The sequence below is a fragment of the Psychrobacillus sp. NPDC093180 genome (assembly GCF_044754065.1).
In the GTDB taxonomy this organism is placed as follows: domain Bacteria; phylum Bacillota; class Bacilli; order Bacillales_A; family Planococcaceae; genus Psychrobacillus.
In genome coordinates this window covers 1-24,022 of sequence record NZ_JBIVOJ010000016.1, presented here as the reverse complement: position 1 = coordinate 24,022, position 24,022 = coordinate 1, and the positions used below count along the sequence as shown (strand labels likewise).

Here is a 24,022-nt window from a genome sequence, read left to right as displayed (position 1 = left end):
ATGTTTCGTTTATTTTTAAAGGAGCATTTACTGTTTATCATTTTTCAATTTTCGTTAGTATTATTTGTGATGTTATTGTACTGGTTGGATGGATTTCGAAATTTAGACACCGCGGTCTATTCCATTGTTATTAGTATTATATTAACGCTTACTTTTTTAGGGACGTTATTTGTGAAAAAATATACGTTCTATAAAAAAATTCTCTCTATCCCAACTCAATTAGAAGTTGTTTTACAACGATCAGCGCAATCTCCCGAAATTAAACAAGTTGAGAATTACTTACAACATATCTATCGTTTATATCAAAAGGAAGTACAACTTTTATACGCAAGACAAAATAGGCATTTACAGTTTATGAATAGCTGGGTACATCAAATGAAAACCCCGATTTCTATTCTTGAACTGATGGCGCAAAATAATGAACAAATAGATTCGAAAAGTGTAATGGAAGAAATGGATCGGTTAAAAAGAGGGCTAGAAGCAGTTCTAATGAATGCGAGATTGGATACTTTTGAAGAAGATATGCAAATCGAGCGAATAGATTTAAAGCAATTAGTAAAGGAAGTTGTGACGGAGAACAAGCGATTATTTATCGGCAAGCATCTATTTCCAGTGATTTCAATGGAGGATGATTGCATGATTACATCGGATAGAAAATGGATTCGTTATGTGATTGCACAATTTGTAACGAATGCAGTTAAATATACATTTGAAAAAAATAAAAAAGTGTATTTTGAAACGAAGATCGAGGAGAAGCAAATCATTTTCTCTGTTAGAGATGAGGGAATCGGTATCCCAGCATCGGATATTAAAAGGGTGACAAAAGCATTTTTCACAGGTGAAAATGGTCGGAAAACTGGCGAATCTACTGGTATGGGATTATATTTGGCACAGGAAATTTGTAGCCGTTTAGGGCATGAAATAGACGTTAAATCAAGTGTAGGACAAGGGACAACCGTATCGATTAAGTTTGATAGACAAGAAATTATGAAGCGAGGTGGGCAAGATGTCCATATTAATACTGGAGGAAGTAACGAAAGTATATGAAGGCAAAGTAGCACATCTAGCGATTAATCAATTAAGCTTTGAAGTAGAAAAAGGAGAGTTCATCGCAGTAATGGGACCTTCTGGAAGCGGGAAAACGACATTATTGAATATTATTTCGACTATCGATCGACCAACATCCGGAGAAATTACGATTAGCGGCTTAAAACCAGCAGAGCTCCCTAAAAACGATTTATCTCTCTTTCGAAGAAGGGAGCTTGGTTTTGTGTTTCAAGATTTCAATTTGCTCCCTGCGCTAACGGTGGAAGAAAACATGGTATTACCATTAACGCTCGATGGCCAATCGGTGGAAGTAATGAAAGCGAAAGTACAACGTATTGCAGAACATCTTAACCTAACTTCTATTTTAGAAAAAAGACCATCGGAGATTTCAGGAGGCCAGGCGCAAAGAACAGCTATTGGACGTGCGTTAATACATGAACCGAGTATCATTCTAGCGGATGAGCCTACCGGAAATTTAGATTCGAAAGCAGCAAAAGATGTATTAGAAATTCTTTCACAAGTGAACAAAGTAAGTGAAACGACCATTATGATGGTTACACACGATCCAATAGCGGCTAGTTACTGTGATCGAGTGTTATTTATAAAAGATGGAGAATACTTCAATGAGATTTATAAAGATGACAGAAGACAAACTTTTTTCCAAAGAATACTTAATGTGTTGTCTTTATTGGGTGGAAATGTAAATGACCTTTCAACAATTCGCTTATCATAACGTAATTCGTAATAGTAGAATATACGCCGCATTTTTTATGGCGAGTATATTTTCAGTCATGGTGTTCTTCGTGTACTCAATGCTTATGTTTCATCCCAATATTGAAGATAAGTTTTTACGAGATATTGCTTTTGGTGGAATGCTAGTTGCACAAGCAATTCTGATCATCTTTACAATGTTCTTTTTGTTTTATTCAATGAGTGCGTTTTTACAAGCTAGATTACACGAGTTCGGGGTTTTGCTAAATTTAGGAATGGAAAGGCAGCAGTTAAATCGTTTAATTTTTTTAGAAACGATGATTTTAGGGTTTATATCTATTACGATTGGGATTTTCTTTGGATTTTCTTTCTCTAAATTTTTCTTCATGATTATTCGAGAATTGTTTTTACTGGATAGTCTACCTCTTTACTTATCGTGGAAGCCTTTTGCTTTAACGATTATAGTGTTTTTATCTCAATTTATCATCATCTCCATCAGTAGCGTTGTATTCATCCGAAAAAAAGAGGTTATCCAGCTTATAAAAGGGGACGGCAAATACAACGAAGTCGCTACGTTTAAAAAAGGGAACGCTTTTTTAGGGTTAGGGTTGTTAGCAGTAGCGTATGGTCTCGTAATTTTTTCTATTTTCCATATGAATATATTTATGAGCTTGCTGATTATATTAATGGCTTTTATAGGGACATATTTCTTTTACACAGATAGTATGTTATATATACTCGACATCATCCGGAGAAGGGAAAGTCTCTATTGGCATTCATTTCGTCTAATCGCGTTTGCGGAAGCATCGATTAAAATTAGGGAAAATGCCCGGATGTTTTTTGTTGTGACGATAGTGTCGACTATTGCATTTTTATCTGTTGGAGTAGTAACTTCCTTCACTTCCTTTACAGCACAGTATCGGGATCTGAACCCCGTCAGTATTTTCTATGCTAGTGATTGGGACAATCCATTTGAACAAGCACATATTATGAACTTGTCGCAGGAGCTTCAAAGGGAAGGCTTGTCTTACGAACTCGTAAAATTTAATGTGAAAAAGCAAACTTCCTCTAACTCCCATGAGCCAGTTAATGTGATAAAGGAATCAGAAGTCAATAGCTTGGCGGTAGCCTTGAAACTGCCGTTAATCGACTTGAGGCAAGGGGAAGCGCTATTAGTTTGGAATAACCAAGTGGACTTTGAAAATATTCGAAGTGGAGAGGAACAAACAGTACTCGAAGAAAGTAGCATCCCAATCCAAATAAAAGGAATGTATAAACACTCGATTTTTCCTTCTTTTGCTATAAAAAATAGAGCTTTCATTATTAGTGACGAGGATTTTTCTCTTATAACGGAACCACTATTTGGGTTTAGTATAGAAGAGTCTAAAACTACTTTTTATGCATTTCATGTATCGGAGTGGTTGCGAACTAAAGATGTGGGAACTAATTTAGATAGAATTATGACCGAAACGATGGGTGTTTCAGAAGTTAATCCCAATCCGTTTTATTTTGTGAATCCAGGATTGAATTTTTCTGTTATTCGTGCAACGTTTGCATTATTATTGTTTACTGGCTTACTTGTAGCAGCAGTCCTTTTGCTTGCGGCTGGAAGTTTTGTCTATTTTAAACTTTATACAGATTTAGATAGAGATAAAAAGCAATATGATGTCCTTCGAAGAATGGGAGTAACCGATCGAGAACTAGTGAAAATTGTAAATCGACAATTAGTTCCACAATTCTTTTTACCGTGGGGACTTGCAATGGTGCATAGTACATTTTCATTTATCTTTTTACAAGCCTTTTGGGTAGATCTAGCAGCGGTTTCGATTGCAATGGAAATGTTAATTGTGCTAATTGTATTTACTGTTATTCAAGTCTCTTATTTTTTCTTAATTCGATGGAGATATATTGCCCATATACAAGAGTAAAAGAAGATTGTCATATGCAATCTTCTTTTGAGATTGAATTGTCAAAACTTTTTTTATATAATGAATTTGGGGATGTGAATGAATACTCATTCAAATAAAAAATGGGAGATGGGAAAATGGGTTTAGCTTCGCAAGTTCAACAAATTGCCTCAATGCATCCGGAAAAAATAGCGTATCATTTTATGGGAAAAGATACGACTTATGCAGAATTTGACCAAACAGTAGAACGATTTGCACATGGCCTCCGAACATTGGGAATTGAAAAAGGTGACCATGTTGGGTTTTTACTCGGCAATACACCACATTTTTTAATAGCTTTATATGCAACGATGCGTATAGGGGCAACTGCGGTACCGATAAATCCTATATATACACCAGATGAAATAAGTTATATTGTGAAAAATAGTGATGCAAAGGTGATTATTGCGCTTGATGCTTTATTACCTTTAGTAGAAAGAGCGGCTAATGTATTTACGACTGTGGAAAACTATATTATTTGTGAAACGCAAGCGGATACGGTAGAGAAGATAGCTAGTCTTTCAGATTCTTTAAAAGCAAGAGTGAAAACGTTTTCATCTTTACTTTCTATTTCTGGAGCACAAGTAAAGGCTGTGGAAGTGTCAGATGATGATACAGCGATTATTTTGTATACATCAGGTACTACAGGATATCCAAAAGGTGCGATGGTTACATATAATAATATTTACTCGAATGCACGTGATGTAGCAGAGTATTTGAGTATTAATACAGATGATCGCGTCATTGCAACGCTTCCTGTTTTTCACGTATTTGCACTAACTGTTGTAGTGAATGCACCATTACTTATGGGAGCTACGATATTACTAGTTCCTAGATTTAACCCTCAGGATGTATTCACGATTGCAAAAGAACAAAAAGCGACTGTTTTTGCAGGAGTTCCGACAATGTATAATTTCTTGTATCAATACCCAGAAGATAGAGTGGAGGATTTCTCAAGCGTACGTTTGGCGATTTCCGGTGGGTCTTCCCTGCCAGTTGCGTTACTTCATAATTTTGAGAACAAATTCCATGTACGCGTATCAGAGGGGTACGGTTTATCTGAAGCATCTCCAGTAACTTGTTTCAATCCAATTGATCGTGAACGGAAGCCCGGCTCTATCGGGACTAATATTTTGAATGTGGAAAACAAGGTAGTAAACGAATTGGGAGAAGAGGTTCCTATTGGAGAAGTTGGGGAACTGATTGTCCGAGGACCTAATGTGATGAAAGGTTATTATAAAATGCCAGAAGAAACCGAAAACACGCTTCGCAATGGTTGGCTTTATACAGGAGACCTTGCGAGACAAGACGAGGAAGGTTACTTCTATATTGTAGATCGAAAGAAAGATATGATTATTGTTGGAGGGTATAATGTATACCCTAGAGAAGTAGAGGAAGTTCTATTTGAGCACCCAAGTATTATAGAAGCAGCGGTTGTCGGAGTACCGGATCCTACTTTTGGGGAAGAAGTTCTTGCATTCGTAGTGAAGAAAGATCCTTCGTTAACGGAACAACAATTGCTGGAGTATTGTTCGGAAAAACTAGCAAAATATAAGATTCCTAAACGAATTGAGTTTTTAGAAGAATTGCCGAAAAACACGACTGGAAAAATTTTGCGTCGTTCATTGAAAGAGCAAACGGTCCATTAAAGAAAGTAGCCGCTTCTAGATAGAGGCGGCTTTTTGGTGACTTTGGTAATAATGAAATGAATGTTATTCAAACATTTATCTACCATTAGGTATAAGCAATACCAGATCATATATTAAGAACCGTATAGGGAAACTGCGAAGTAGTGAATGGAATGAAGAATCCGCTAAGATTTCCGCTGCAGGGCGTACGCTTTCCGCCGGCTTGGCTTCAGTCGCTTCCTTCGCTACGCTCTGTCCAGGGTCTTCAGCTCAAGCTATTCCGGCTGGAGTCGACGCCCTTTCGCTACAATCTATGGAGGATAACGCTATCTAATCAGTGTCACTGTTTAACAAATGAAACTTATTCAGATGTTCTCCAACTAATAAATGCCAACAAATGGTTTAACGCGACATAATGAGCTGCGAACACGACAAACTGGCCTCTGAACACGATAAAGCCGAGCAAGCGGAAGCTTTTTTATAAAGTAATCCTAAATAACGTTCATCCATATCGGCGTCTCACTCCAAGTAAACTTGTTTTATGAAAATTGGTTGCTCTCAGAAGTAATTTGGTTGCTTTCGACTAGAACTAGTTGCTCTCAACAGTGATTTGGTTGCTCACAGACTAGAATTGGTTGCTTTCGACAGCTGTTTGGTTGCCCTTAGCCATTTAATGGATTTACTTAGTCAAAAAACTATTGATGTTTTTGTTTTTAGCAAGTCGATCATTAATAAAAAAGATATTACCAATGATTTTTGCTGCAGGCGTGACTCCTGCCGGATGATGGCTCATCGCTCACCCCACGGAAAGCGTCCGAATGTAGCGAAAATCACGGCGGATACCTAATAAAGCTTTACCGCGCAGTTTCCCTATACTCTGCGAACTATCCTTTCTAAAGATGCCTTTTTATTTTGTCGTGTTCAATCATTTACCATTAATCTTTTCAATTTATACGATAAAGAAGGAAAAAGGTTTCGAGTGTCGAAATATATGAAAGAATCATTTTGAAAGGTAGGAATGGACAAATGACGAAAAGAAAATTAGAGGCAAAAGATTTATTTAACTTGCATTCAGTTACAAACCCAGTTATCGCACCAACTGGGAAAGAAGCAGTCTTTATTCGCACGGAAATGAACGAAAAAGATAATACATATTATGCGTATCTATATCATTTGAACGTTGAAACATCAGAGGTAACACAATGGACGCATAAGAAAGAAAGTGTATCTGCACCTCAATGGTCGGCGGACGGAAAATACATTGCATTCCTATCGAACCGTGAAGAGAACAATCAAGTTTATATTCTCTCTGCAAATGGTGGGGAAGCAAAGAAGTTAACAGAAGTAGAAAAAGGAATTTCTAGTTTTCTTTGGTCGCCATGCGGTCATAAAATATGGTTTGCTGCCTCATTAAAAGAAGGAAAAGCATGGACAGATGAGTCGGAAAAAGAAGAAACAAAATTGCCGGAAGCATATATTGTAGAAAAAATGAAGTATCATGCAGATGGTGTTGGCCTTTTACCCAAAGAGACATATAAACAAATTGGATACATAGATATCGCCACACAGGAGATAACTCAGTTTACAAAAGGAAACTACAATTATAATTTACAAGCTATATCCCATGATGGAAAGAAATTAGTAATGGGTGTTAACCGGGAAGAAAATCAAGACTTTACATTCCGCCAACCGTTATTATTAGTAGATATTGAGACTAAAGAAGAAGCAACACTAACGACTGACGAAGGCTATTATGGAGGAGCAGCCTTCTCAAAAGATGACAAGTACATTGCTTTCACAGGCAGTAATCGACAATATGAAAACGCTACTCATGCAGAAGTGTATGTGTACGAATTAAGCACAGGATTTCTTCAAATATTAACAGAAGGAATTGATGCACCGGTGGGAGATTATGCTGGTGGGGATGTTCAACAAGGTGTAAGTACACCAGATGTTGTGTGGACAGATGGCAATCATTTATATTTTCAATTGTCTACTACGGGAGACGTTCGACTTTATTTTGCATCGTTAGATGGTGCAGTTTATCCTGCGACAGCGGAAAATGAGCATGTGTATAGCTATGATATAGATGCGACAGGCACATTCTCTCTTGCGACAATAAGTAACGCAATATTTCCCGGGGAATTATTTAAGCAAAATTTAGCGACTGGTGAAAGAGTTCAACTAACGCACTTTAACGAAGAATTATTAAAAGAGATAGAGCTTTCTGAACCGGAGGCAATTGTATTTAAAGGTGCTAAAGATTGGGAAGTTCACGGCTGGCTAATGAAACCAATAGGTTATGAAAAGGGTAAAAAGTATCCACTTATCGTAGAAATTCATGGTGGACCGCATACTATGTACGCAAATACATTTTTTCATGAATTACAATTGCTTGCAGCAAAAGGATATGGAGTGTTATATGTAAACCCGCGGGGTAGTCATTCCTATAGTCAACAATTTGTCGACGCAGTACGCGGTGACTACGGTGGAGGAGATTACGAGGACATTATGGCAGGCCTCGATTATGTGCTCGCAGATAACGACTGGATTGATGAAACGAGACTTGGTGTAACTGGCGGTAGTTATGGAGGTTTTATGACGAACTGGATTGTTGGTCATACAAATCGATTTAAAGCAGCAGTTACGCAACGATCTATCTCAAACTGGATTAGTTTTTATGGGGTTTCTGATATTGGGTATTACTTCACGCCATGGCAAATTGGTACCGATATGATGGATATAGAGAAACTTTGGAATGCATCTCCGTTGAAATACGCATCGAATGTAGAAACACCGTTGCTGATTTTGCATAGTGAAAATGATTACAGGTGTCCGATTGAGCAAGGACAACAATTGTATATTACGTTGAAAGCGATGGGGAAAGAAACAAGTTTTGTACGTTTCCCGCAAGCGGATCATAATTTATCTCGAGTTGGTTTGCCTAATCTACGTCAAACTCGATTAGAACAAATTACTAGTTGGTTTGAAAGATACTTGTAATTATACAAAGCCCCTTCATCAGTAAGAGATGAAGGGGCTTTTGACGATTCAATCGATCAAATTATCTTTTATGAAATCCTTTATTATAATATACAAAAATGAGCAAGAAAATCCAGATAGGACCAACGATTAAAGCAATCCGTGTTTCTGGAAAATATGCCATAAGCCCAAGCACAAGTAATAAGAATGCTAAAGCTAAATACGAGCCAAGTGGATAAAATAATGCCTTATATGTTAGTTTGGAAACTTCTCCTTTAGAAAGCGTCTTGCGGAATTTTAATTGGGACAATAGAATAATTCCCCAAGTCCAAACTGCTCCGAAAGTTGAGATGCTCGTTACCCATATAAATACTTTTTCAGGCACCAGATAATTCAATAGAACACCGAATAATAGTAATAAAGCAGAAAATAATACCGCCCTAGCCGGTACTCCAGCTCCATTTATCCTTTTGAAAGAAGGAGATGCCTGGCTTTGTTCCGCCAAGTTAAATAACATCCGTCCCGTACTGAAAATTCCACTATTACAGCTAGAAAGTGCTGCTGTTAAAACAACAAAATTGATAATTCCTGCAGCTGGTCCTATACCGATTGCTTCGAACATTAAAACGAATGGACTTCCATTTTCACCAATTTCGTTCCAAGGATAGATAGACATAATAACGAAAAGAGCCCCAACATAAAAAATAAGAATACGCCAAAAAACTGTATCGATTGCACGCGGAATCACCGTTTTCGGATTTTTAGCTTCTCCTGCCGTAACTCCGATCATCTCTACACCTAAATAAGCGAACATGACCATTTGCAATGACATTAAAATTCCTGTAATACCATTAGGTGCGAACCCGCCATTAGACCATAAGTTGCTAATGCCTACACCTATACCACCATTACCTAATCCAAAGATAATGACACCAAGCCCAACGAAAATCATTGCTAAAATTGCGATAATTTTTATAAGGGCAAACCAAAATTCAAATTCGCCATAAGCTTTCACAGCGATTAAGTTTACTAATGTCATAATAATAAGTGCAGCTAATGCCCATATCCAACTTGGAGAGTCGGGATACCACATTTGCATATATACTCCAACTGCTGTAATTTCGGCCATACAGGTAACAACCCATAAAAACCAGTAATTCCAACCTGTGATATAACCTGCAAGCGGTCCTAAATAGTCTTTTGCATATCTACTAAATGATCCAGATACAGGATTATATACGGCCATTTCTCCAAGGGCACGCATAATGATAAAGATAAATAAACCACCAATTATGTATGAAACAAGTATTGCCGGTCCAGCTAATCGAATAGCCGTTGCAGAGCCTAAAAATAATCCGACTCCAATTGCCGCGCCTAATGACATGAGGGTGATATGCCGTTGTTCAAGTCCTCGTTGTAGTTGCTGATTCCCACCCAAAGTTGTGTCACTCCTTTTTTAAAAAAATACTTTTGTTGTATAACACTTTAACATAAGAAAGTATGTTTGTGATACGGTTCATATGAACGAAATTGTGATAATATTATGTATATGCATGTAGGACGGGGGTCATGAAAATGCAAGCTATTACAATAAGACCCATTGTAGAAAAAGAGATTATTCGGCTTTGGGAGTTAAGTGCAAAAGAAATATCACCTGAATGGAAAAAATGGGATGCCCCATATTTTCCTTATGAACCGAAAACGTTAGAGCAATTTCTAGAGAAAAAGGATCAACTCATTCAGCAAGATGATATGTGGGGCATTTATGTAGAAGATGAACTAGTAGGCTCGCTTTGCTATTACTGGGAGCATGAAGAATCACTTTGGTTAGAAATGGGTATTGTTATTTATGAACCACAGTATTGGAGTGGTGGTATTGGAACGAAAGCCCTGCGTATGTGGATTACCCATTTGTTTAAAGAATTACCACTTGTGCGTGTAGGCTATACAACTTGGTCTGGTAATGAACGCATGATTAAAGTCGGTGAAAAGTTAGGTATGACGATGGAAGCCCGCCTTCGCAAATGTCGTTATTATGATGGGGTTTACTATGATTCTATTCGAATGGGTTTACTCCGGGAAGAATGGGAAGGGCATGTATGACAGCTTTATTTGAAATGAAAGGCTTAACGAAAAATTATTGGCAAACAGAAACACAAACGGAACGTACTTATTTATTTTCCGATTTAACCGCTACTATAGATAGTTCGGAGCGTATAGCTTTACTAGGTAAATCTGGACAAGGGAAAAGTACGCTTTTACGCATGCTCGCACTATTGGATTATGCCGATAGTGGCGAAATCCGTTTTAATGGGGTTCAGGCCAGAGATATGGATACACGAGTCTGGCGTACGAAGATAACTTATGTAGCGCAACAAGCAGTTATGCTTCCTGGTACAATTGAAGAAAATTTAAAGACAGTTAGTAAATTACATAATGAAACATTTAACGACAAGCATGCACAAAAGCTAATGAAAGATGTTGGACTCGAATCGATTGATTGGGCAAAAAAAGCCACCGAGTTATCAGGGGGAGAGAAGCAGCGAATCGCTTTAGTACGTTCTTTACTACTTGCTCCTTCTATTTTATTGCTTGATGAAGTGACAGCATCTCTTGATCAGCAAAGTAAAGCTTATGTAGAAAATTTATTGATCAAATGGAGCGAGGTTGAAAAAACTGCTTTTATTTGGGTAACGCATGATTTGGAACAAGCAAAAAAGGTAAGCGAACGAATTTGGTATATGGAAAATGGAATTCTAGCAGTTGATTGCAAGACGAAATCATTTTTTGAACATCAACACTCGTTTTCCAACTCGGTGATATTATGAGTTTATTAGCATTAAGTTTTACATTATTATTTGTCGTTATTACAATGCTTTTGTCTGTATGGCAAAAGCTTGACCTGGAAAAGGATATTGCGATTGGTACGGTGCGAGCGGCGATTCAGCTACTCGCTGTTGGATATGTGTTGCAATTTGTATTTCAATCGAAGAATCTGCTATTTATTGTATTAATTATTTGTATCATGATTGTCGTTGCCGCTCTTAATGCAGCAAAGCGGGCAAAAGGTATGAGCGGAGTTGTATGGAGAATTATTCTTTCGATTGCAACGATGGAAATATTGATGATGGGGCTTTTACTGAGCTTGCAAATTATTGAAGCAACCCCTCAATACATTATTCCGCTTAGTGGGATGACGATAGGGAATGCTATGGTTGCCTGTGGACTGTTTTTAACGCAATTAAAACGAGAAACAGAAAGTTCTAAAGGAGAAATCGAGACATTGTTAGCGCTAGGTGCAACGAGTCGGCAGGCAGTTCAGGATGTGCTGAAACGATCTGTGAAGTTTAGTATGATTCCGACCATCGATGCGATGAAAACAGTGGGACTAGTTCAATTACCTGGTATGATGACCGGAATGATTATAGCCGGAGCAGATCCAGTAGAAGCCGTTCGCTATCAAATACTAATCATTTTTGTGTTTACTAGTTCTTCCGCAATTACGAGCATGATGCTAAGTGTGCTTTGTTATAAAAACTTATTCACAAAGGATTTGCAGCTGAAGAAGTGGAGTGAATAAAATGGAACCAATATTAATTGAGGAAACACCTGCTAAAGTTACGGTTAAGTACGATTCGGTAGCAGTCGATTTGCCAGAGAGCATAAAGGAACAGCATGATAAGTTTTGGGGAGAACAAATAATAGCTAATCCACATTTCCGCAATGGGGAAGTATTCACAATCACTAAAATTAAAAATACGGCAAAAGAACTGCAAGTGACGGTTGCGAAAACAGATTATAAACACTATTTATATACAATCCATCACAAAGATTGCCCATTTCCTTGTAAAGTCATATTCACTTGTGTAGCCGTTATTACGACTGACAATTATATTGCTTTCGGTCGGATGAACAAACATACTTCGACACCTGGAAGACTGCAATTTACTGGTGGGGGATTAGACGAGACCGATTTAAATGGTTCTGTATTTGATTTGAAGAAAAGTATTGGCAAAGAATTAGAGGAGGAAATGGGTTTACATATTGAATCTTCTTATGTGAAATCATTTGCCCCTAGGTTTTTGAAAAGTAAAGGAACCTATGATTTTTGGGCCGTAATGTTTGAGCTACAAGTAGACTACACTTCGAATGAGTTACGAGTAATGTTCGACAAACATAATCGACGTTTAATAGCAAAGGGTGAGCACCCTGAATTTGAAGAGTTTGTGTTCGTATTATTAGAGGATGCGCATGTATTAGACTTTATTGAAAACGATCAATCCTTAAAAGAAGACTATTTAGATCCTATTTTAATGAAATATGTGAGAAATTGATCTAATTTGAATATAAAAATGCAGGAAGGATAGTATTCCTCTCTGCATTTTTTATGATAAATAAGTTTAGTTGGAAAAAAGGGAAGTTTAGTTGGAAAATTTAATGGTTTAGTTGTAATTTCAGCGGATTTAGTTGTAAAAATCGGAGTGTTAGTTGTAAAAGGGAAAATTAGTAAAAAAACATAATCATTTTTTGAAAAAAGGATCATGTTTTTGGTAATATGAAACTACTTATCTTTTATTCACTTTATCCACTGTTCCATAATCATTACTTCTTTATTCGTTGTATCCATCTTGACAGTTCGGCCTATAGGCATTGTTAGCATTGGATGTGTATGGCAACAATCGAATTCTGCAAGTATCGGAATTGATGTTTTTCCAATTGTTTCTAGTAAAATATCATGCGGTTTTCGTCCAGTACCTTGATCATCGAAAAGTTCATGTTTACCTAAAATAATTCCGGAAACCCGATCGAATACCCCGTTCAATTTTAAAAGGTTAAAATTCTTTTCTACAATGGAGGCGGTTTTCATCGTATCTTCGATTAATAGAAGATCCCCTTCTTGTATGGTAGGCATATAAGGACTTCCCCAAATACCATACATCGCATTTAGATTGCCACCAATTAATCTACCTTGAGCAGTCCCTCCATTAACAGAAATTAGATTATTTGGTCTCAGTTGCTTGTTTTCTGTTTTGAGCTCCCAATTAATTGGCTCGTCTGTCCAGTAAGGAGGAGTAGGAACCGTAAAAGGCACTTGTTGTTCTTCTATTAATAGTTCCTTGAAATACTCATATGTATAATCAACAAAGGGCTCGAATTCGCCAAATGAAGGAACTAAAGCAGGACCATAGAACGTCGGTATTCCTGTTTGGGCGTATATTCCTAACAAAATAGCGGTAGCATCCGAATAACCAATCATAATTTTAGGATGTTTTTTAAAAGCTTCATAGTCAATATAAGGTAAAAGCGCATTAGAATTTGTTCCGCCAATCGTCGACATAATGCAACGAATGTCTGGATTTCTTATGAGTTCGTTTAACTCATTGGCACGTTCTTGTATAGTTCCAGCTCGATAATAGTCATGCTTACCGGTAAGATTACCTTCCACAATTTCGAAGTCTTGCGATTGTAAAAATGATTTGGCTCTTTGAAATCGTATTGGTGAAGAATGAGTGATTGGGGACGAAGGGGAGTAAATCCCGATTTTATCTCCCTTTTTTAAACGATTTAACAAAGTCATATTTTGGTTCCTCCTTTTAAGTATTTCTATATTAATCATCCTTTTTTCTCTAAGTAATTGCAAATCCATTTTTTTCGAGGTAAATATTTTTAATGTAAAAGGAAATATTAGTGAAGAATATGTGGCACTTTGTGAAATATTTAACTAATGGGATAGCTGGGATGGAGTACTTGCTTTTCGTTTCTTATATAATAGAAGTAATATCTGACGGAAAGGGCGCAGGTTAGTATGCAGCTTATTATTACGTTTAGCATTTTAGCGATTAGTATCGTGTTATTTATAAGTAATCGAGTCCGAGCCGATTTGGTTGCTGTTTTGGCTTTATTGGCATTTGTTATTACTGGAATATTAGAACCCGCAGAGGCGCTTGCTGGGTTTTCCAATTCTGTTGTTATAATGATTGCAGGACTGTTTGTTGTAGGGGCAGGCATCGTGCGGACGGGTCTTGCACAGACCGCAGGGAATTTACTACTTAAGTGGTCGGGGAAAAGCGAAAAACGCTTGTTTGTTTTATTGCTTATTATTACCGGGACGGTTGGGGCATTTATGAGTAACACAGGGACGGTTGCACTAATGCTTCCGATTGTTATTAGTATTGCAATCAGCATTAATAGCAGTCCATCCAAGTATTTAATACCGCTTTCGTATATCAGTAGTTTGTCGGGACTTTTGACATTAATTGCAACGCCAGCTAACTTAATCGTTAGCCAAGTACTTGTAGATAATGGCTACAAAAAGCTTGGATTTTTTGAGATTACACCTGTAGGAGTAATTGCTATTATTGTTGGTATTCTTTATTTTGTTGTTGCTCGAAATGTTGTCTTACCAAATGCAAAAAATAAAAATGCATTAAAGGATGGACATAAGCTCTCGCCGAAACAATTGGCAATCGACTATGAGCTTGGCGGAAACTTACATAAGCTTATAGTTCCGGAGCATTCACCGATGATTGGAAAGCAATTGGCGGAATTAAAGTTGCCGGCTAAGTATCATTTAGCCATTTTAAAAATAGACCGGAAATCGATAGAAGGTATGAATCTGTTACCGATCACATATCAAGAAATGGCTGGACCGACTAGTATCATTCATGCGAAGGATACTTTATTTGTCCAAGGTGCCTTTAGCAGCATGGAACAGCTAGCGAGTGATTTTCTATTAGATATAGATGCAGAAGATTCGGAAGCAGACGTGCTTGTTTCGAAACAGCTAGGGATCGCCGAAGTGCTTTTAACTCCCCATTCTAGCTTGATCAATGAAACGGTTGGTAGCATCGGCTTTCGGGAAAAGTATAATTTGAATATACTAGGTGTGAATCGCAAAGGAGATTATGTACTTAGTGAGATGGCAGATGTACGGCTACGTTTTGGAGATGCGCTGTTAGTACAAGGAGCATGGGATGAAATAGAATTGCTATCTAAAGCGATGCAAGATGTCGTTGTAGTAGGACAGCCGAAAGAACACGCAAGTATTGCTGCAGCAAGCGGGAAAGCCCCAATTGCAGGTGCTATTATGTTATTCATGATTGTTCTAATGATTTCAGAAGTTTTCCCAGCTGTCATTTCTGTTTTAATTGGGGCAGTTTTAATGATTGTTACTGGGTGCTTACGTAATATGGAAGATGCGTATGGAAAGATGAATTGGGAAAGTATTGTATTAATAGCGGCAATGCTCCCAATGGCTACTGCTCTTGAGAAAACGGGCGGAATGGTTATTCTTTCAGAAGGGATTATCGATCTGCTTGGTGGTTTTGGGGCAATGGGCGTACTTATCGGCATTTATTTTATAACGATGGTGTTTGGACAGTTTATAAGTAATACAGCTACGGCTGTTTTGTTTGCACCGATTGCCATGAGTGCAGCAATTAGTATGGGAGCAAATCCGTATACGTTTTTAATAGCGATCGCTGTTTCGTCTAGCATGGCTTTTGCCACACCAGTTGCGTCCCCAACAAATGCATTAGTGATGACAGCTGGTGGATACAAGTTTTTTGACTTTGTGAAAGCAGGAATTCCACTTCAAGCGGTCATGTTTATCGTTATGATGATTGTTATTCCGCTGTTTTTCCCATTGTAATTATAGAAGAGGGTTTCTCTAATTGTAGAGAGACTCTTTTTTGTTTGACAATTTGGTTAATTATGATATAACTATTTATATCACGCCCAATTCAAAGTAAATAACTAGGAATAATCTAATTTAAAAAGGGGTTAACAAATGGGTAGGGAGTTTGTTGATATTTTTGATGAGTGGGCAGCAGAGTCATACGAGGCTTCGGTTTCTGGAGAAGATCCTGAATACCGTGATGTGTTTGAGGGTTATGATAGCATATTAGAAGCAGTTACCAAACGGGTTTCGGGTACTATCGTTGAATTTGGAACAGGAACCGGAAATTTAACAGCAAAGTTAATAGAAGCAGGTATTTCGGTTATCGGTATAGAACCTAATACTAAGATGCGTCAAGCGACAGCTATGCGTTTTCCTTTTATGAAAGTATTGGATGGTGACTTGTTGCAATTTGAAGCAGAAACAGAAAGTATCGATGCATTTGTTAGCACATATGTATTTCACCATTTAACTGATAATGAAAAAGGGGAAGCATTAAAAAAATATGCAGTACTTTTACCGACAAACGGGAAAGTGGTGTTTGCAGATACTGCTTTTATATCAGAGGATGCAAAACAAGCGCAAATTGCAAAAGAAAGAGCACGCGGATTTCATCATGTAGCAGACGATCTTGAAAGAGAATATTATACGACGATCCCAATCTTAACAAAATTGTTTAACGAGGCAGGCTTTCAAGTGCAATTCACGCAAATGAATGATTTTGTTTGGTTAATGGATGCTAATAAATTTTAGGAGCGATAATTATGCAAAAAATGAATGTAGAAAGTTTTAACTTAGATCACACAAAGGTAGTAGCACCATTTGTCCGTTTAGCAGGTACAAAAGAAGGAATCCGCGGGGATGAAATTTATAAATACGATATTCGTTTTAAGCAGCCAAATAAAGAGCATATGAAAATGCCCGCTTTGCATTCTTTAGAGCATTTGATGGCAGAGAATATTCGAAATCATACGAACCAAGTAGTAGACCTTAGTCCGATGGGATGCCAAACTGGTTTTTATTTATCTGTTATTAATCATGAAAACTATGAGGAAATTTTAGAGATTCTCGAAAAAACATTACAGGATGTACTACAAGCAACAGAAGTACCTGCTTGTAATGAAGTGCAATGTGGATGGGCGGCGAGTCACAGCCTAGAAGGTGCAAAAGAAATTGCGACGGAAATGCTCGCTAAAAAAGATGAGTGGCGCCAAATCTATGAAGAGGAAGCATAATGAACTATTTTCGTAGTGTCCAGGAATTAATAGGAAGAACGCCTATCGTGGAAATTACGCATATTACTATTCCAAATAATTGTAGAATCTTTGCAAAGCTGGAATATTTAAATCCAGGTGGCAGTGTGAAGGACCGGCTCGGCCTATCTTTGATACAGGATGCTGAAAAATCTGGAAAGCTAGTGCTTGGTGGAACAATTATTGAACCTACTGCTGGAAATACTGGCATAGGTATTGCACTTGCCGCCATAGGAAAAGGGTACAAAGTAATCTTTGTCGTTCCTCAAAAGTTTAGTATGGAAAAACAAACATTGATGCGTGCGTTAGGAGCAGAAATAGTCAATACAGAGACGTCTCTTGGGATGCAAGGGGCAATCGATAAAGCACGAGAACTAGTTGGCACTATCCCAAATGCATTTTCACCTTCCCAATTTTCCAATCCGGCTAATCCAGCTACTTATGAAAAAACAATAGGACCGGAAATTTGGAGAGATTTAGATGGGCAGATTGATGTGTTTGTTGCTGGTGCTGGTTCAGGGGGGACCTTTATGGGTACCTCTACGTTTTTGAAAGAGCGCAATGCGAATATAAAAACAGTCATAGTAGAACCGGTTGGATCTATTTTAAATGGTGGGACAGCGGGTTCACACGTGACAGAAGGCATTGGAATGGAGTTTCTCCCTACATTTATGGATCCATCTTATTTTGATGCGATTCATACTGTACGCGATGAAGATGCATTTGCACAACTTCGAGCACTATCCCAAAAAGAAGGATTGCTTGTTGGGAGTTCATCTGGAGCAGCTTTTTTTGCTGCCTTAAAAGAAGCTGAAATTGCAAAAGAAGGAAGCCACATTGTTACTATTTTCCCGGACTCAAGTGAGCGTTATTTAAGTCAAAATGTTTATCAGGTGTTTAAGGAGGAAAAGTAAATGCGTGCGAAAACAAAACTGATTCATGCAGGTATTGTTGGCGATGAAGCAACAGGCGCTGTATCTACACCAATTTATCAAGTGAGTACGTACAAACAAGAAGCTGTCGGAAAGTTCAAAGGCTATGAATATTCCCGAACTGGAAATCCTACTCGTCATGCATTGGAAGTATTAATAAGCGAGTTAGAGGGCGGGGTTGCCGGATTTGCGTTTGCTTCCGGGATGGCTGCAACAAGTTCCGTCATGATGCTTTTTCAAAAAGGCGATCATGTCATTTTGACAGATGATGTATACGGCGGGACATTTCGTGTCATGTCGAAAGTATTAAAGCGTTTCGGAATAGAGGCTACTTTTGTAAATACAAGTGATTTAGCCAACGTAGAAGCAGCTATTCTAGAAAATACAAAAGCAATTTTTTTAGAAACTCCGACCAACCCTTTATTAAAAGTTACCGATATGGAAGCTGTGGCTAAGCTTGCAAAAGAAAAAAGTCTACTTACCATCGTGGATAATACGTTTATGACCCCTTATTTTCAACAACCAATAGCACTTGGAGCGGACATTGTCTTGCATAGCGCAACGAAGTATCTCGGTGGACATAGTGATGTAGTAGCTGGTTTAGCTGTTGTAAATTCAGAAAAGCTTGCGACTGATTTACATTTTGTACAAAACTCAGTTGGAGCAGTTCTTGGACCTCAAGATTCTTGGTTATTAATGCGTGGCATTAAAACATTAGGGCTTCGTATGGAAGAGCATCAGTCCAATGCACAGCGAATTGCTGAGTTCTTACAGGAACATAAAGCTGTTGAAAAAGTATATTATCCAGGTTTAGAGCAGCATCCAGGTCACGAGCTGATGAAAAAACAAACGACCGGCTTTGGTGGAATGATTTCCTTTGATGTTGGTAGTGGAGAAAAAGCGGATGCATTACTTGCTAAGCTTCGATACTTTACATTAGCAGAAAGTTTAGGGGCAGTGGAAAGTTTGATCTCTGTTCCATCAAGAATGACCCATGCTTCGATCCCACTTGAACGCAGACTAGAACTAGGAATCACAGATGGACTTGTACGAATTTCCGTTGGGATTGAAGACGTGGAAGATTTGGTGGAGGATCTGGAGCAGGGGTTAGTCTAAATTGTATTCTGTAGTATTATAACAAATAATGAAAAAGGGAATGGGTAATCAATGATCACCTATTCCCTTTCTTTTTCCTTACAGATAAGCATTATGAAATGTATTTGAATAGGATAGGATATGTTTTACCAAAAAAATGCGGAAGCTAAAACGATTCCAGTAATAGCACCGAGCGCAATACCAAAGCCAGCACCAAATCCTTCACCAAACCATCCTAGGCCATATCCACCAAATTCTGCGTCGGGTCGAATCCAAACTGTATTTCTGCTGACTCTCGTAACTTCCCCCACGTGAACACTACCATCGCGACATGTTATTCTCACTCTTTGCCCATGATAATTACAACATTGATTGTATAAATCAGATCGATTCATATTCGTCCTCCTCTCAAGACAAATTACATACATGTATGTCCTACTAACATATGCGGTTAATGGTATGACACGAAAGACAATCGTCTATTGAAAATAGGAACTCTCTAATAATATGAAAGGCAAACTTAGGATAAGAAAAAACAAAAAGGAAGAGATGCATGCCCGTAATTCAAACACAAAACCTTCTTTATAAATTTGTGGAATTATGTGAAGAAAAATCAGGAAGAGGGGCAGCTACTATACATGCGGAAATAATAGGAGCCCCTCTAAAAAAACTATTTCCCACTATAAACCCTGACCTTATACAGTATGAACTATTAAGAAATGGTTTATTTCAGCCGGCAGAATGGAAAAATATCAAAGAGACTGTTGAACAAATGGAAGCGGAAAATGTATGGCAAACCGTAAAACAGGAATATAAATTATTAAGAAAACGGTGGGATGGTCCAAAAGTATCTATTTACATTTTCCCGGTAAAAAATGCAATTGCCAAACCAAGTAAGAAAATACCTAAAAAAAATGGGGTAGCTTATAGAGGGGCATTATTTTTGTTTTTATCTCCTGATCTACCCAAGGAAGAGATAAAGGCTCTCTTTGCACACGAGTACAATCATGTGTGCCGATTAGATTATTTGAATCTAGCTCCCGATAAGATTTCATTAATGGAGTCACTTATCATTGAAGGGCTTGGAGAATATGCGGTAAAGGATCTGTATGGTGAAGAGTGGCTAGCACCATGGATAAATCTTTATTCACATGAAGAAGCTGTTGCTATATGGAAAAAGTCTTTTATACCTTCTTTACATGTGACAGGAGTTAAAAATCATCAGGATTTTTTATTCGGCAAAGTGGGAAGGCGTTTACCGAAATGGATTGGTTATCATATAGGATTTCATATAGTAGATAGTTTTCAAAAGAAACATGGTCCTTTTCCGAATAACTTATTATATAAGAAAACTTCGGAAGAATTAATCACTGGTTCAGATTTTCCTATGAAGATAAATGACATTTAAAAACGCGGAAGCCAATGAAATGATTGTATTGATGTAAAAATTGATGGTGTTTATCCCATAGATCGTAATATTTGGTTTGGATGCTATTGGATTGATTAATGTCATGAAGTTCATTTGGTAATAGTGTGGAAGGCACATCTAACATTTCAATTTTAGCAAATCCTGCTTGCTGTAATCTGGATATCCACTGATCCTCCGTTAAAATTTCGTGTATTCCGTATAAACTGTGTACTTGATTTTGCAATACTTCTGGTATCTTTTGTTCAGCCGTCATTTCGATGATTATTAACCTACCTGTATGTTTTAAGACTCGAGCAAGTTCATTTAATGTTTTCGATATATTAGTAAAGACGATTACTGACTCAGCAATAGCCACATCAAAAGAATCATCCGCAAACTTTAAATTTTCAGCGTCGCCCTCTATCAACTGGATAGGGGGATTATTATTTTTCAGTCGTTCTTCCGCTTTTTCAATCATAATGGGATGGTTATCAATCGCTGTCACTTGGCAGTGAAACCTTTCCGCCAGTAATGCTGCGGTTTGCCCCGTTCCACATCCTACATCTAGTACAGCATCAGTTGGTTGGATATTTTCGGCTTCCAATATAGATTTGGTTAAGGCAAATCCTCCAGGATGTGCACCTCCTATACCAAAATAAGCTAACAAATCTAAATAGTCGTTAGTAATTGGATTTCCCTCCTTTCACTGGTACACATATAGTATGCTTGTCATTCCTATTGGAACTGTATGAGTAAAAGAGACGGAATTTTGTAACTATATTACTGGAAAGAACGTACTAATAATAGAATGTATCGGTACGGGGGAGATTAACATGAAAAAAATGGGCTTATTCCTTCTTTGTATTATGTTATTAGTATCTTGTGGTTCACAGACAATTATTGAGTGGGTTGACTTTGTAAAAATAAATGGGAAGCAATATGATGCAGTCTATACTGCTGTGATTTCCGATTCGGTAAACATAGGAGAAAAAATGGGAGAAGTTAAGTTTAGAGTGGCGGGTAATGTTTCTAAACCAGGTTATCGGATTAAAGAGGGGGATGCAGCATTTTGGGAGAAAGGAACTGAAATATACAGTGTGAAAGATAGAGAGGGCTTAATTGCCATTCCAGATGAGTCTGAAATAAATGGCTATCGTATATACAAAACGGATGAGAATAATCTTAACTATCATTACAAAGATATTAATCTGGAAGCAATCAATAAAGTCGAAATATACGGAGGGGACTATGAACCTCAACTCAATCATACGATTGTAAATGAACAAGAAATAGCAGAAATAATAGCTATTCTTAATGAGGGAAAAACAAACGCTTCTTTTAATCCAAACACGACTAATGGCGATCCTACCAGATTCCAAATAGTTCTTTATAGCGAAGAACCGCTTGCATATAAGTTCTCTTTATATAATGATGGCAATGTTTGGTTTTGGTATCCATGGGACACTTCCATTATCTCAAATGAAATAGAAAGTTATATTAGAAAAAAAGAATGACACAGTAAACATCCTCGTTAAAACAAATGCAGGGTGTCTTTTTATGTATAGCGAAATAAAGGATTTTACGAAGTTATTAGAGAATGTTCATGTAAATATATAGAGGAGGAAAATTAGTTTGAGCAAGCATTTTTTAAGCATATCTATTGTTTTGTTGAGCATTGCTATCTTTTTCTTAGCTTTTCAGCTAGGAAACAGTGTTTCAATGGAAGCAAAGAAACCGGTACAAATTGTGGGTAGTTCAGCTAAAGGATTACTAACATTAGAGGAAGCTGCATCTTACTTGAATATAAATAAAGAAAAGTTAACGTCTATTATTCAGAAACAAGACAGTAGTAGAGAAGTACTCTCCAGTTTTGATACGTACGAGTATATTCCTTATATTCAAATTGGTGAGGAAAAATATTTTAATCAAGAACAAATCGACGAATGGATTCGATACAACACAGTGATATGGAAGGAAGTTGAATAGTAAGATGAGTAGCGTTTTAGTAAGTAGTCATGTGTTTTTACGTGAGATGGAAGAAAAGGATTGGATGGATGTTCATAAATACGCCTCCAAGGAAGCGGTATGCAAATATCAACCTTGGGGACCAAACAGTGAAGAAAAATCAAAGAATTTTGTAAATCAAGTGCTCATCGATGCAAAAAAAGTAGAACGAACACGATTTGTTTTTTCAATCGTTGAAAAGGAAACAGGAAGCATGGTTGGAGCAGGAGAGTTTAATATCCGAGATAGCCAAAACAAGACTGGCGAGATTGGATATATTGTAAATCCAGATTATTGGGGAAAAGGTTTAGCTACAGAGACAGCAAAGGTTTTAGTTGATTTTGGTTTTGAACAATTAAATCTTCATCGCATTTTTGCAACCTGTGACCCTAGGAATATAGCTTCAGCCAAGGTGCTCGAAAAAACAGGGATGGTTCAAGAAGGTAGAATGCGTGAAGACCTACTTTTAAAAGATGGATGGAGGGATTCATTTTTATATAGTATTTTATATCACGAATGGAAAAGTAATTTTTCCAAGGCAGGAGGTAATATATAATGGATTATGTTTACCATATGGTTCCCAGCAAAATGATTGGTGATAAGCTGTTATCGTTGAATAGTTTAAGAGAAAAAAATGAGAAACTTTATAAGGAGTATGCGAAAAAATATAATGATCATCCAGATCGAGTAAAACTGTTGGAACGCAGAGTGCCTAAACTAGATTGTTTTTGGAATGACGTTATTTTCTTTTTGCCGCTTCATCCACATCATGTATATCATGCTTTAAAATCAATCGGCGTAAATGTAAAGACCAATTTGTTGTTCTATAAAATCCCTACTAAAAATCTTATAAGCAATAAAAACGCGGTGTACTGGTATCGAAAAGAAAACGATAAAGGTCCTGCAAGAGAGATAGACAGCGAGGATATCGAACTCATTCATATAGAAAGCTTCGAAGAATTAACACATATTCCTGGAGATACCCAAACCTATTTTGAACAGGAACATAAAAATGGAAATAAGTTTGGGATGTTTGTATATATCCCTCATATTTTGAGTTTGGGGGAAGTTAGTGTAGAAGATGCAGAATTAATTAATTGGAGTATCAGCAATTATTAAAGGCTATGTTAATGGCTAGGGTTGTTTTTACGTGAAGCGATTTAGTTTGTGTAATGTTACACTCAAACTAACGAAGCAGCGCGACAAGTTTTGTTATAAGCACTAATGTGTGAAAAAACAAGGTATTTCTTCGGAAATCCTAACTTTATAACCGAGGATAGGAATGACAAAACCATGTATTTTGAAACTATCCCATTAAGTTTCCTGCATGCGTCATAA

The 24,022-nt window shown here is 37.4% G+C and carries 23 protein-coding genes; 19 read left to right on the top strand and 4 right to left on the bottom strand.

Features of this window, described 5'->3' with window-relative positions; translation table 11 throughout:
* From ACIP9W_RS19560 to ACIP9W_RS19540, 5 genes are all read left to right on the top strand, one after another.
* On the top strand, positions 1–1,047 hold the full coding sequence (locus ACIP9W_RS19560; protein WP_400792803.1) for a sensor histidine kinase: 1,047 nt from the start codon (positions 1–3) through the stop codon (positions 1,045–1,047).
* A complete protein-coding gene (locus ACIP9W_RS19555) occupies positions 1,007–1,780 on the top strand; it encodes an ABC transporter ATP-binding protein (protein ID WP_282241991.1) in 774 nt (257 codons plus the stop codon). Before ACIP9W_RS19560 ends, ACIP9W_RS19555 begins: the two co-directional genes overlap by 41 nt.
* Complete coding sequence (locus ACIP9W_RS19550; RefSeq protein ID WP_400792801.1) at positions 1,752–3,686, top strand: FtsX-like permease family protein; 1,935 nt, start codon at positions 1,752–1,754, stop codon at positions 3,684–3,686. The genes ACIP9W_RS19555 and ACIP9W_RS19550 overlap by 29 nt, the downstream gene beginning before the upstream one ends.
* Before the next feature lie 116 nt (positions 3,687–3,802).
* Positions 3,803–5,353 (top strand): fatty acid--CoA ligase family protein, encoded by a 1,551-nt coding sequence (locus tag ACIP9W_RS19545; RefSeq protein WP_400792799.1) that lies wholly within the window; start codon positions 3,803–3,805, stop codon positions 5,351–5,353.
* 1,005 nt (positions 5,354–6,358) lie between these two features.
* The gene (locus ACIP9W_RS19540; protein ID WP_400792797.1) at positions 6,359–8,335 is read left to right on the top strand and encodes a S9 family peptidase; all 1,977 of its coding nucleotides are present in this window, start codon (positions 6,359–6,361) and stop codon (positions 8,333–8,335) included.
* Between the two features lie 61 nt (positions 8,336–8,396).
* Here ACIP9W_RS19540 and ACIP9W_RS19535 read toward each other — a convergent pair whose 3' ends face one another.
* Complete coding sequence (locus ACIP9W_RS19535; protein ID WP_400792795.1) at positions 8,397–9,752, bottom strand: amino acid permease; 1,356 nt, start codon at positions 9,750–9,752, stop codon at positions 8,397–8,399.
* A gap of 137 nt (positions 9,753–9,889) precedes the next feature.
* Between ACIP9W_RS19535 and ACIP9W_RS19530 the strand changes: the two genes are divergently transcribed.
* The 4 genes from ACIP9W_RS19530 to ACIP9W_RS19515 are packed head-to-tail and all read left to right on the top strand — an operon-like array spanning position 9,890 to position 12,648.
* Complete coding sequence (locus ACIP9W_RS19530) at positions 9,890–10,417, top strand: GNAT family N-acetyltransferase (protein WP_400792794.1); 528 nt, start codon at positions 9,890–9,892, stop codon at positions 10,415–10,417.
* Positions 10,414–11,142, top strand: coding sequence for an ABC transporter ATP-binding protein (locus ACIP9W_RS19525; protein WP_400792793.1), 729 nt, complete (start codon positions 10,414–10,416; stop codon positions 11,140–11,142). The genes ACIP9W_RS19530 and ACIP9W_RS19525 overlap by 4 nt, the downstream gene beginning before the upstream one ends.
* The gene (locus tag ACIP9W_RS19520) at positions 11,139–11,894 is read left to right on the top strand and encodes an ABC transporter permease (protein ID WP_400792792.1); all 756 of its coding nucleotides are present in this window, start codon (positions 11,139–11,141) and stop codon (positions 11,892–11,894) included. The genes ACIP9W_RS19525 and ACIP9W_RS19520 overlap by 4 nt, the downstream gene beginning before the upstream one ends.
* Before the next feature lies 1 nt (position 11,895).
* Positions 11,896–12,648, top strand: a complete 753-nt coding sequence (locus tag ACIP9W_RS19515) for a hypothetical protein (protein ID WP_400792790.1) — start codon at positions 11,896–11,898, stop codon at positions 12,646–12,648.
* A gap of 242 nt (positions 12,649–12,890) precedes the next feature.
* On the opposite strand, the gene ACIP9W_RS19510 is transcribed toward ACIP9W_RS19515, so the two are convergent.
* On the bottom strand, positions 12,891–13,892 hold the full coding sequence (locus tag ACIP9W_RS19510) for a S66 family peptidase (protein ID WP_400792788.1): 1,002 nt from the start codon (positions 13,890–13,892) through the stop codon (positions 12,891–12,893).
* Between the two features lie 228 nt (positions 13,893–14,120).
* Here ACIP9W_RS19510 and ACIP9W_RS19505 point away from each other — a divergent pair, with 228 nt between their 5' ends.
* From ACIP9W_RS19505 to ACIP9W_RS19485, 5 genes are all read left to right on the top strand, one after another.
* Positions 14,121–15,965 carry an SLC13 family permease gene (locus tag ACIP9W_RS19505; protein ID WP_400792787.1) on the top strand — a complete coding sequence of 615 codons (1,845 nt, stop codon included), beginning with the start codon at positions 14,121–14,123 and terminating at the stop codon, positions 15,963–15,965.
* 138 nt (positions 15,966–16,103) lie between these two features.
* Positions 16,104–16,745: a class I SAM-dependent DNA methyltransferase gene (locus tag ACIP9W_RS19500; protein ID WP_400792786.1), complete on the top strand. Its 642-nt coding sequence runs from the start codon at positions 16,104–16,106 to the stop codon at positions 16,743–16,745.
* An 11-nt stretch (positions 16,746–16,756) separates the two neighbouring features.
* Positions 16,757–17,227, top strand: a complete 471-nt coding sequence (locus tag ACIP9W_RS19495; RefSeq protein ID WP_400792785.1) for an S-ribosylhomocysteine lyase — start codon at positions 16,757–16,759, stop codon at positions 17,225–17,227.
* Positions 17,227–18,159: a PLP-dependent cysteine synthase family protein gene (locus ACIP9W_RS19490; RefSeq protein WP_400792783.1), complete on the top strand. Its 933-nt coding sequence runs from the start codon at positions 17,227–17,229 to the stop codon at positions 18,157–18,159. The genes ACIP9W_RS19495 and ACIP9W_RS19490 overlap by 1 nt, the downstream gene beginning before the upstream one ends.
* Positions 18,160–19,293: a bifunctional cystathionine gamma-lyase/homocysteine desulfhydrase gene (locus ACIP9W_RS19485; protein ID WP_400792781.1), complete on the top strand. Its 1,134-nt coding sequence runs from the start codon at positions 18,160–18,162 to the stop codon at positions 19,291–19,293.
* Positions 19,294–19,418: 125 nt separating this feature from the next.
* Here the strand turns inward: ACIP9W_RS19485 and ACIP9W_RS19480 are convergent, their stop codons facing one another.
* Complete coding sequence (locus ACIP9W_RS19480; RefSeq protein WP_400792779.1) at positions 19,419–19,667, bottom strand: hypothetical protein; 249 nt, start codon at positions 19,665–19,667, stop codon at positions 19,419–19,421.
* Positions 19,668–19,825: 158 nt separating this feature from the next.
* On the opposite strand from ACIP9W_RS19480, the gene ACIP9W_RS19475 reads away from it, so the two are divergent.
* Positions 19,826–20,680 carry a DUF2268 domain-containing putative Zn-dependent protease gene (locus tag ACIP9W_RS19475; protein ID WP_400792778.1) on the top strand — a complete coding sequence of 285 codons (855 nt, stop codon included), beginning with the start codon at positions 19,826–19,828 and terminating at the stop codon, positions 20,678–20,680.
* Here ACIP9W_RS19475 and ACIP9W_RS19470 read toward each other — a convergent pair.
* A complete protein-coding gene (locus ACIP9W_RS19470) occupies positions 20,658–21,347 on the bottom strand; it encodes a class I SAM-dependent methyltransferase (protein WP_400792777.1) in 690 nt (229 codons plus the stop codon). The genes ACIP9W_RS19475 and ACIP9W_RS19470 overlap by 23 nt on opposite strands.
* Positions 21,348–21,513: 166 nt before the next feature.
* Between ACIP9W_RS19470 and ACIP9W_RS19465 the strand changes: the two genes are divergently transcribed.
* The 4 genes from ACIP9W_RS19465 to ACIP9W_RS19450 all read left to right on the top strand — a co-directional run bounded on the left by ACIP9W_RS19465 (position 21,514) and on the right by ACIP9W_RS19450 (position 23,803).
* Complete coding sequence (locus ACIP9W_RS19465) at positions 21,514–22,194, top strand: hypothetical protein (protein WP_400792776.1); 681 nt, start codon at positions 21,514–21,516, stop codon at positions 22,192–22,194.
* 118 nt (positions 22,195–22,312) lie between these two features.
* Positions 22,313–22,666, top strand: a complete 354-nt coding sequence (locus ACIP9W_RS19460) for a helix-turn-helix domain-containing protein (protein ID WP_400792774.1) — start codon at positions 22,313–22,315, stop codon at positions 22,664–22,666.
* Between the two features lie 4 nt (positions 22,667–22,670).
* Positions 22,671–23,240 (top strand): GNAT family N-acetyltransferase, encoded by a 570-nt coding sequence (locus tag ACIP9W_RS19455; protein ID WP_400792773.1) that lies wholly within the window; start codon positions 22,671–22,673, stop codon positions 23,238–23,240.
* A complete protein-coding gene (locus tag ACIP9W_RS19450; RefSeq protein ID WP_400792772.1) occupies positions 23,240–23,803 on the top strand; it encodes a group-specific protein in 564 nt (187 codons plus the stop codon). Before ACIP9W_RS19455 ends, ACIP9W_RS19450 begins: the two co-directional genes overlap by 1 nt.
* The last annotated feature ends 219 nt before the right edge of the window (positions 23,804–24,022 follow it).

Bases quoted from the DNA above. Each gene is read 5' to 3' on its own strand.
- ACIP9W_RS19560 (WP_400792803.1), top strand. From the start codon at position 1: ATGTTTCGTTTATTTTTAAAGGAGCATTTACTGTTTATCATTTTTCAA.
- ACIP9W_RS19555 (WP_282241991.1), top strand. From the start codon at position 1,007: ATGTCCATATTAATACTGGAGGAAGTAACGAAAGTATATGAAGGCAAA.
- ACIP9W_RS19550 (WP_400792801.1), top strand. From the start codon at position 1,752: ATGACCTTTCAACAATTCGCTTATCATAACGTAATTCGTAATAGTAGA.
- ACIP9W_RS19545 (WP_400792799.1), top strand. From the start codon at position 3,803: ATGGGTTTAGCTTCGCAAGTTCAACAAATTGCCTCAATGCATCCGGAA.
- ACIP9W_RS19540 (WP_400792797.1), top strand. From the start codon at position 6,359: ATGACGAAAAGAAAATTAGAGGCAAAAGATTTATTTAACTTGCATTCA.
- ACIP9W_RS19530 (WP_400792794.1), top strand. From the start codon at position 9,890: ATGCAAGCTATTACAATAAGACCCATTGTAGAAAAAGAGATTATTCGG.
- ACIP9W_RS19525 (WP_400792793.1), top strand. From the start codon at position 10,414: ATGACAGCTTTATTTGAAATGAAAGGCTTAACGAAAAATTATTGGCAA.
- ACIP9W_RS19520 (WP_400792792.1), top strand. From the start codon at position 11,139: ATGAGTTTATTAGCATTAAGTTTTACATTATTATTTGTCGTTATTACA.
- ACIP9W_RS19515 (WP_400792790.1), top strand. From the start codon at position 11,896: ATGGAACCAATATTAATTGAGGAAACACCTGCTAAAGTTACGGTTAAG.
- ACIP9W_RS19510 (WP_400792788.1), bottom strand. From the start codon at position 13,892: ATGACTTTGTTAAATCGTTTAAAAAAGGGAGATAAAATCGGGATTTAC.
- ACIP9W_RS19505 (WP_400792787.1), top strand. From the start codon at position 14,121: ATGCAGCTTATTATTACGTTTAGCATTTTAGCGATTAGTATCGTGTTA.
- ACIP9W_RS19500 (WP_400792786.1), top strand. From the start codon at position 16,104: ATGGGTAGGGAGTTTGTTGATATTTTTGATGAGTGGGCAGCAGAGTCA.
- ACIP9W_RS19495 (WP_400792785.1), top strand. From the start codon at position 16,757: ATGCAAAAAATGAATGTAGAAAGTTTTAACTTAGATCACACAAAGGTA.
- ACIP9W_RS19490 (WP_400792783.1), top strand. From the start codon at position 17,227: ATGAACTATTTTCGTAGTGTCCAGGAATTAATAGGAAGAACGCCTATC.
- ACIP9W_RS19485 (WP_400792781.1), top strand. From the start codon at position 18,160: ATGCGTGCGAAAACAAAACTGATTCATGCAGGTATTGTTGGCGATGAA.
- ACIP9W_RS19480 (WP_400792779.1), bottom strand. From the start codon at position 19,667: ATGAATCGATCTGATTTATACAATCAATGTTGTAATTATCATGGGCAA.
- ACIP9W_RS19475 (WP_400792778.1), top strand. From the start codon at position 19,826: ATGCCCGTAATTCAAACACAAAACCTTCTTTATAAATTTGTGGAATTA.
- ACIP9W_RS19465 (WP_400792776.1), top strand. From the start codon at position 21,514: ATGAAAAAAATGGGCTTATTCCTTCTTTGTATTATGTTATTAGTATCT.
- ACIP9W_RS19455 (WP_400792773.1), top strand. From the start codon at position 22,671: ATGAGTAGCGTTTTAGTAAGTAGTCATGTGTTTTTACGTGAGATGGAA.
- ACIP9W_RS19450 (WP_400792772.1), top strand. From the start codon at position 23,240: ATGGATTATGTTTACCATATGGTTCCCAGCAAAATGATTGGTGATAAG.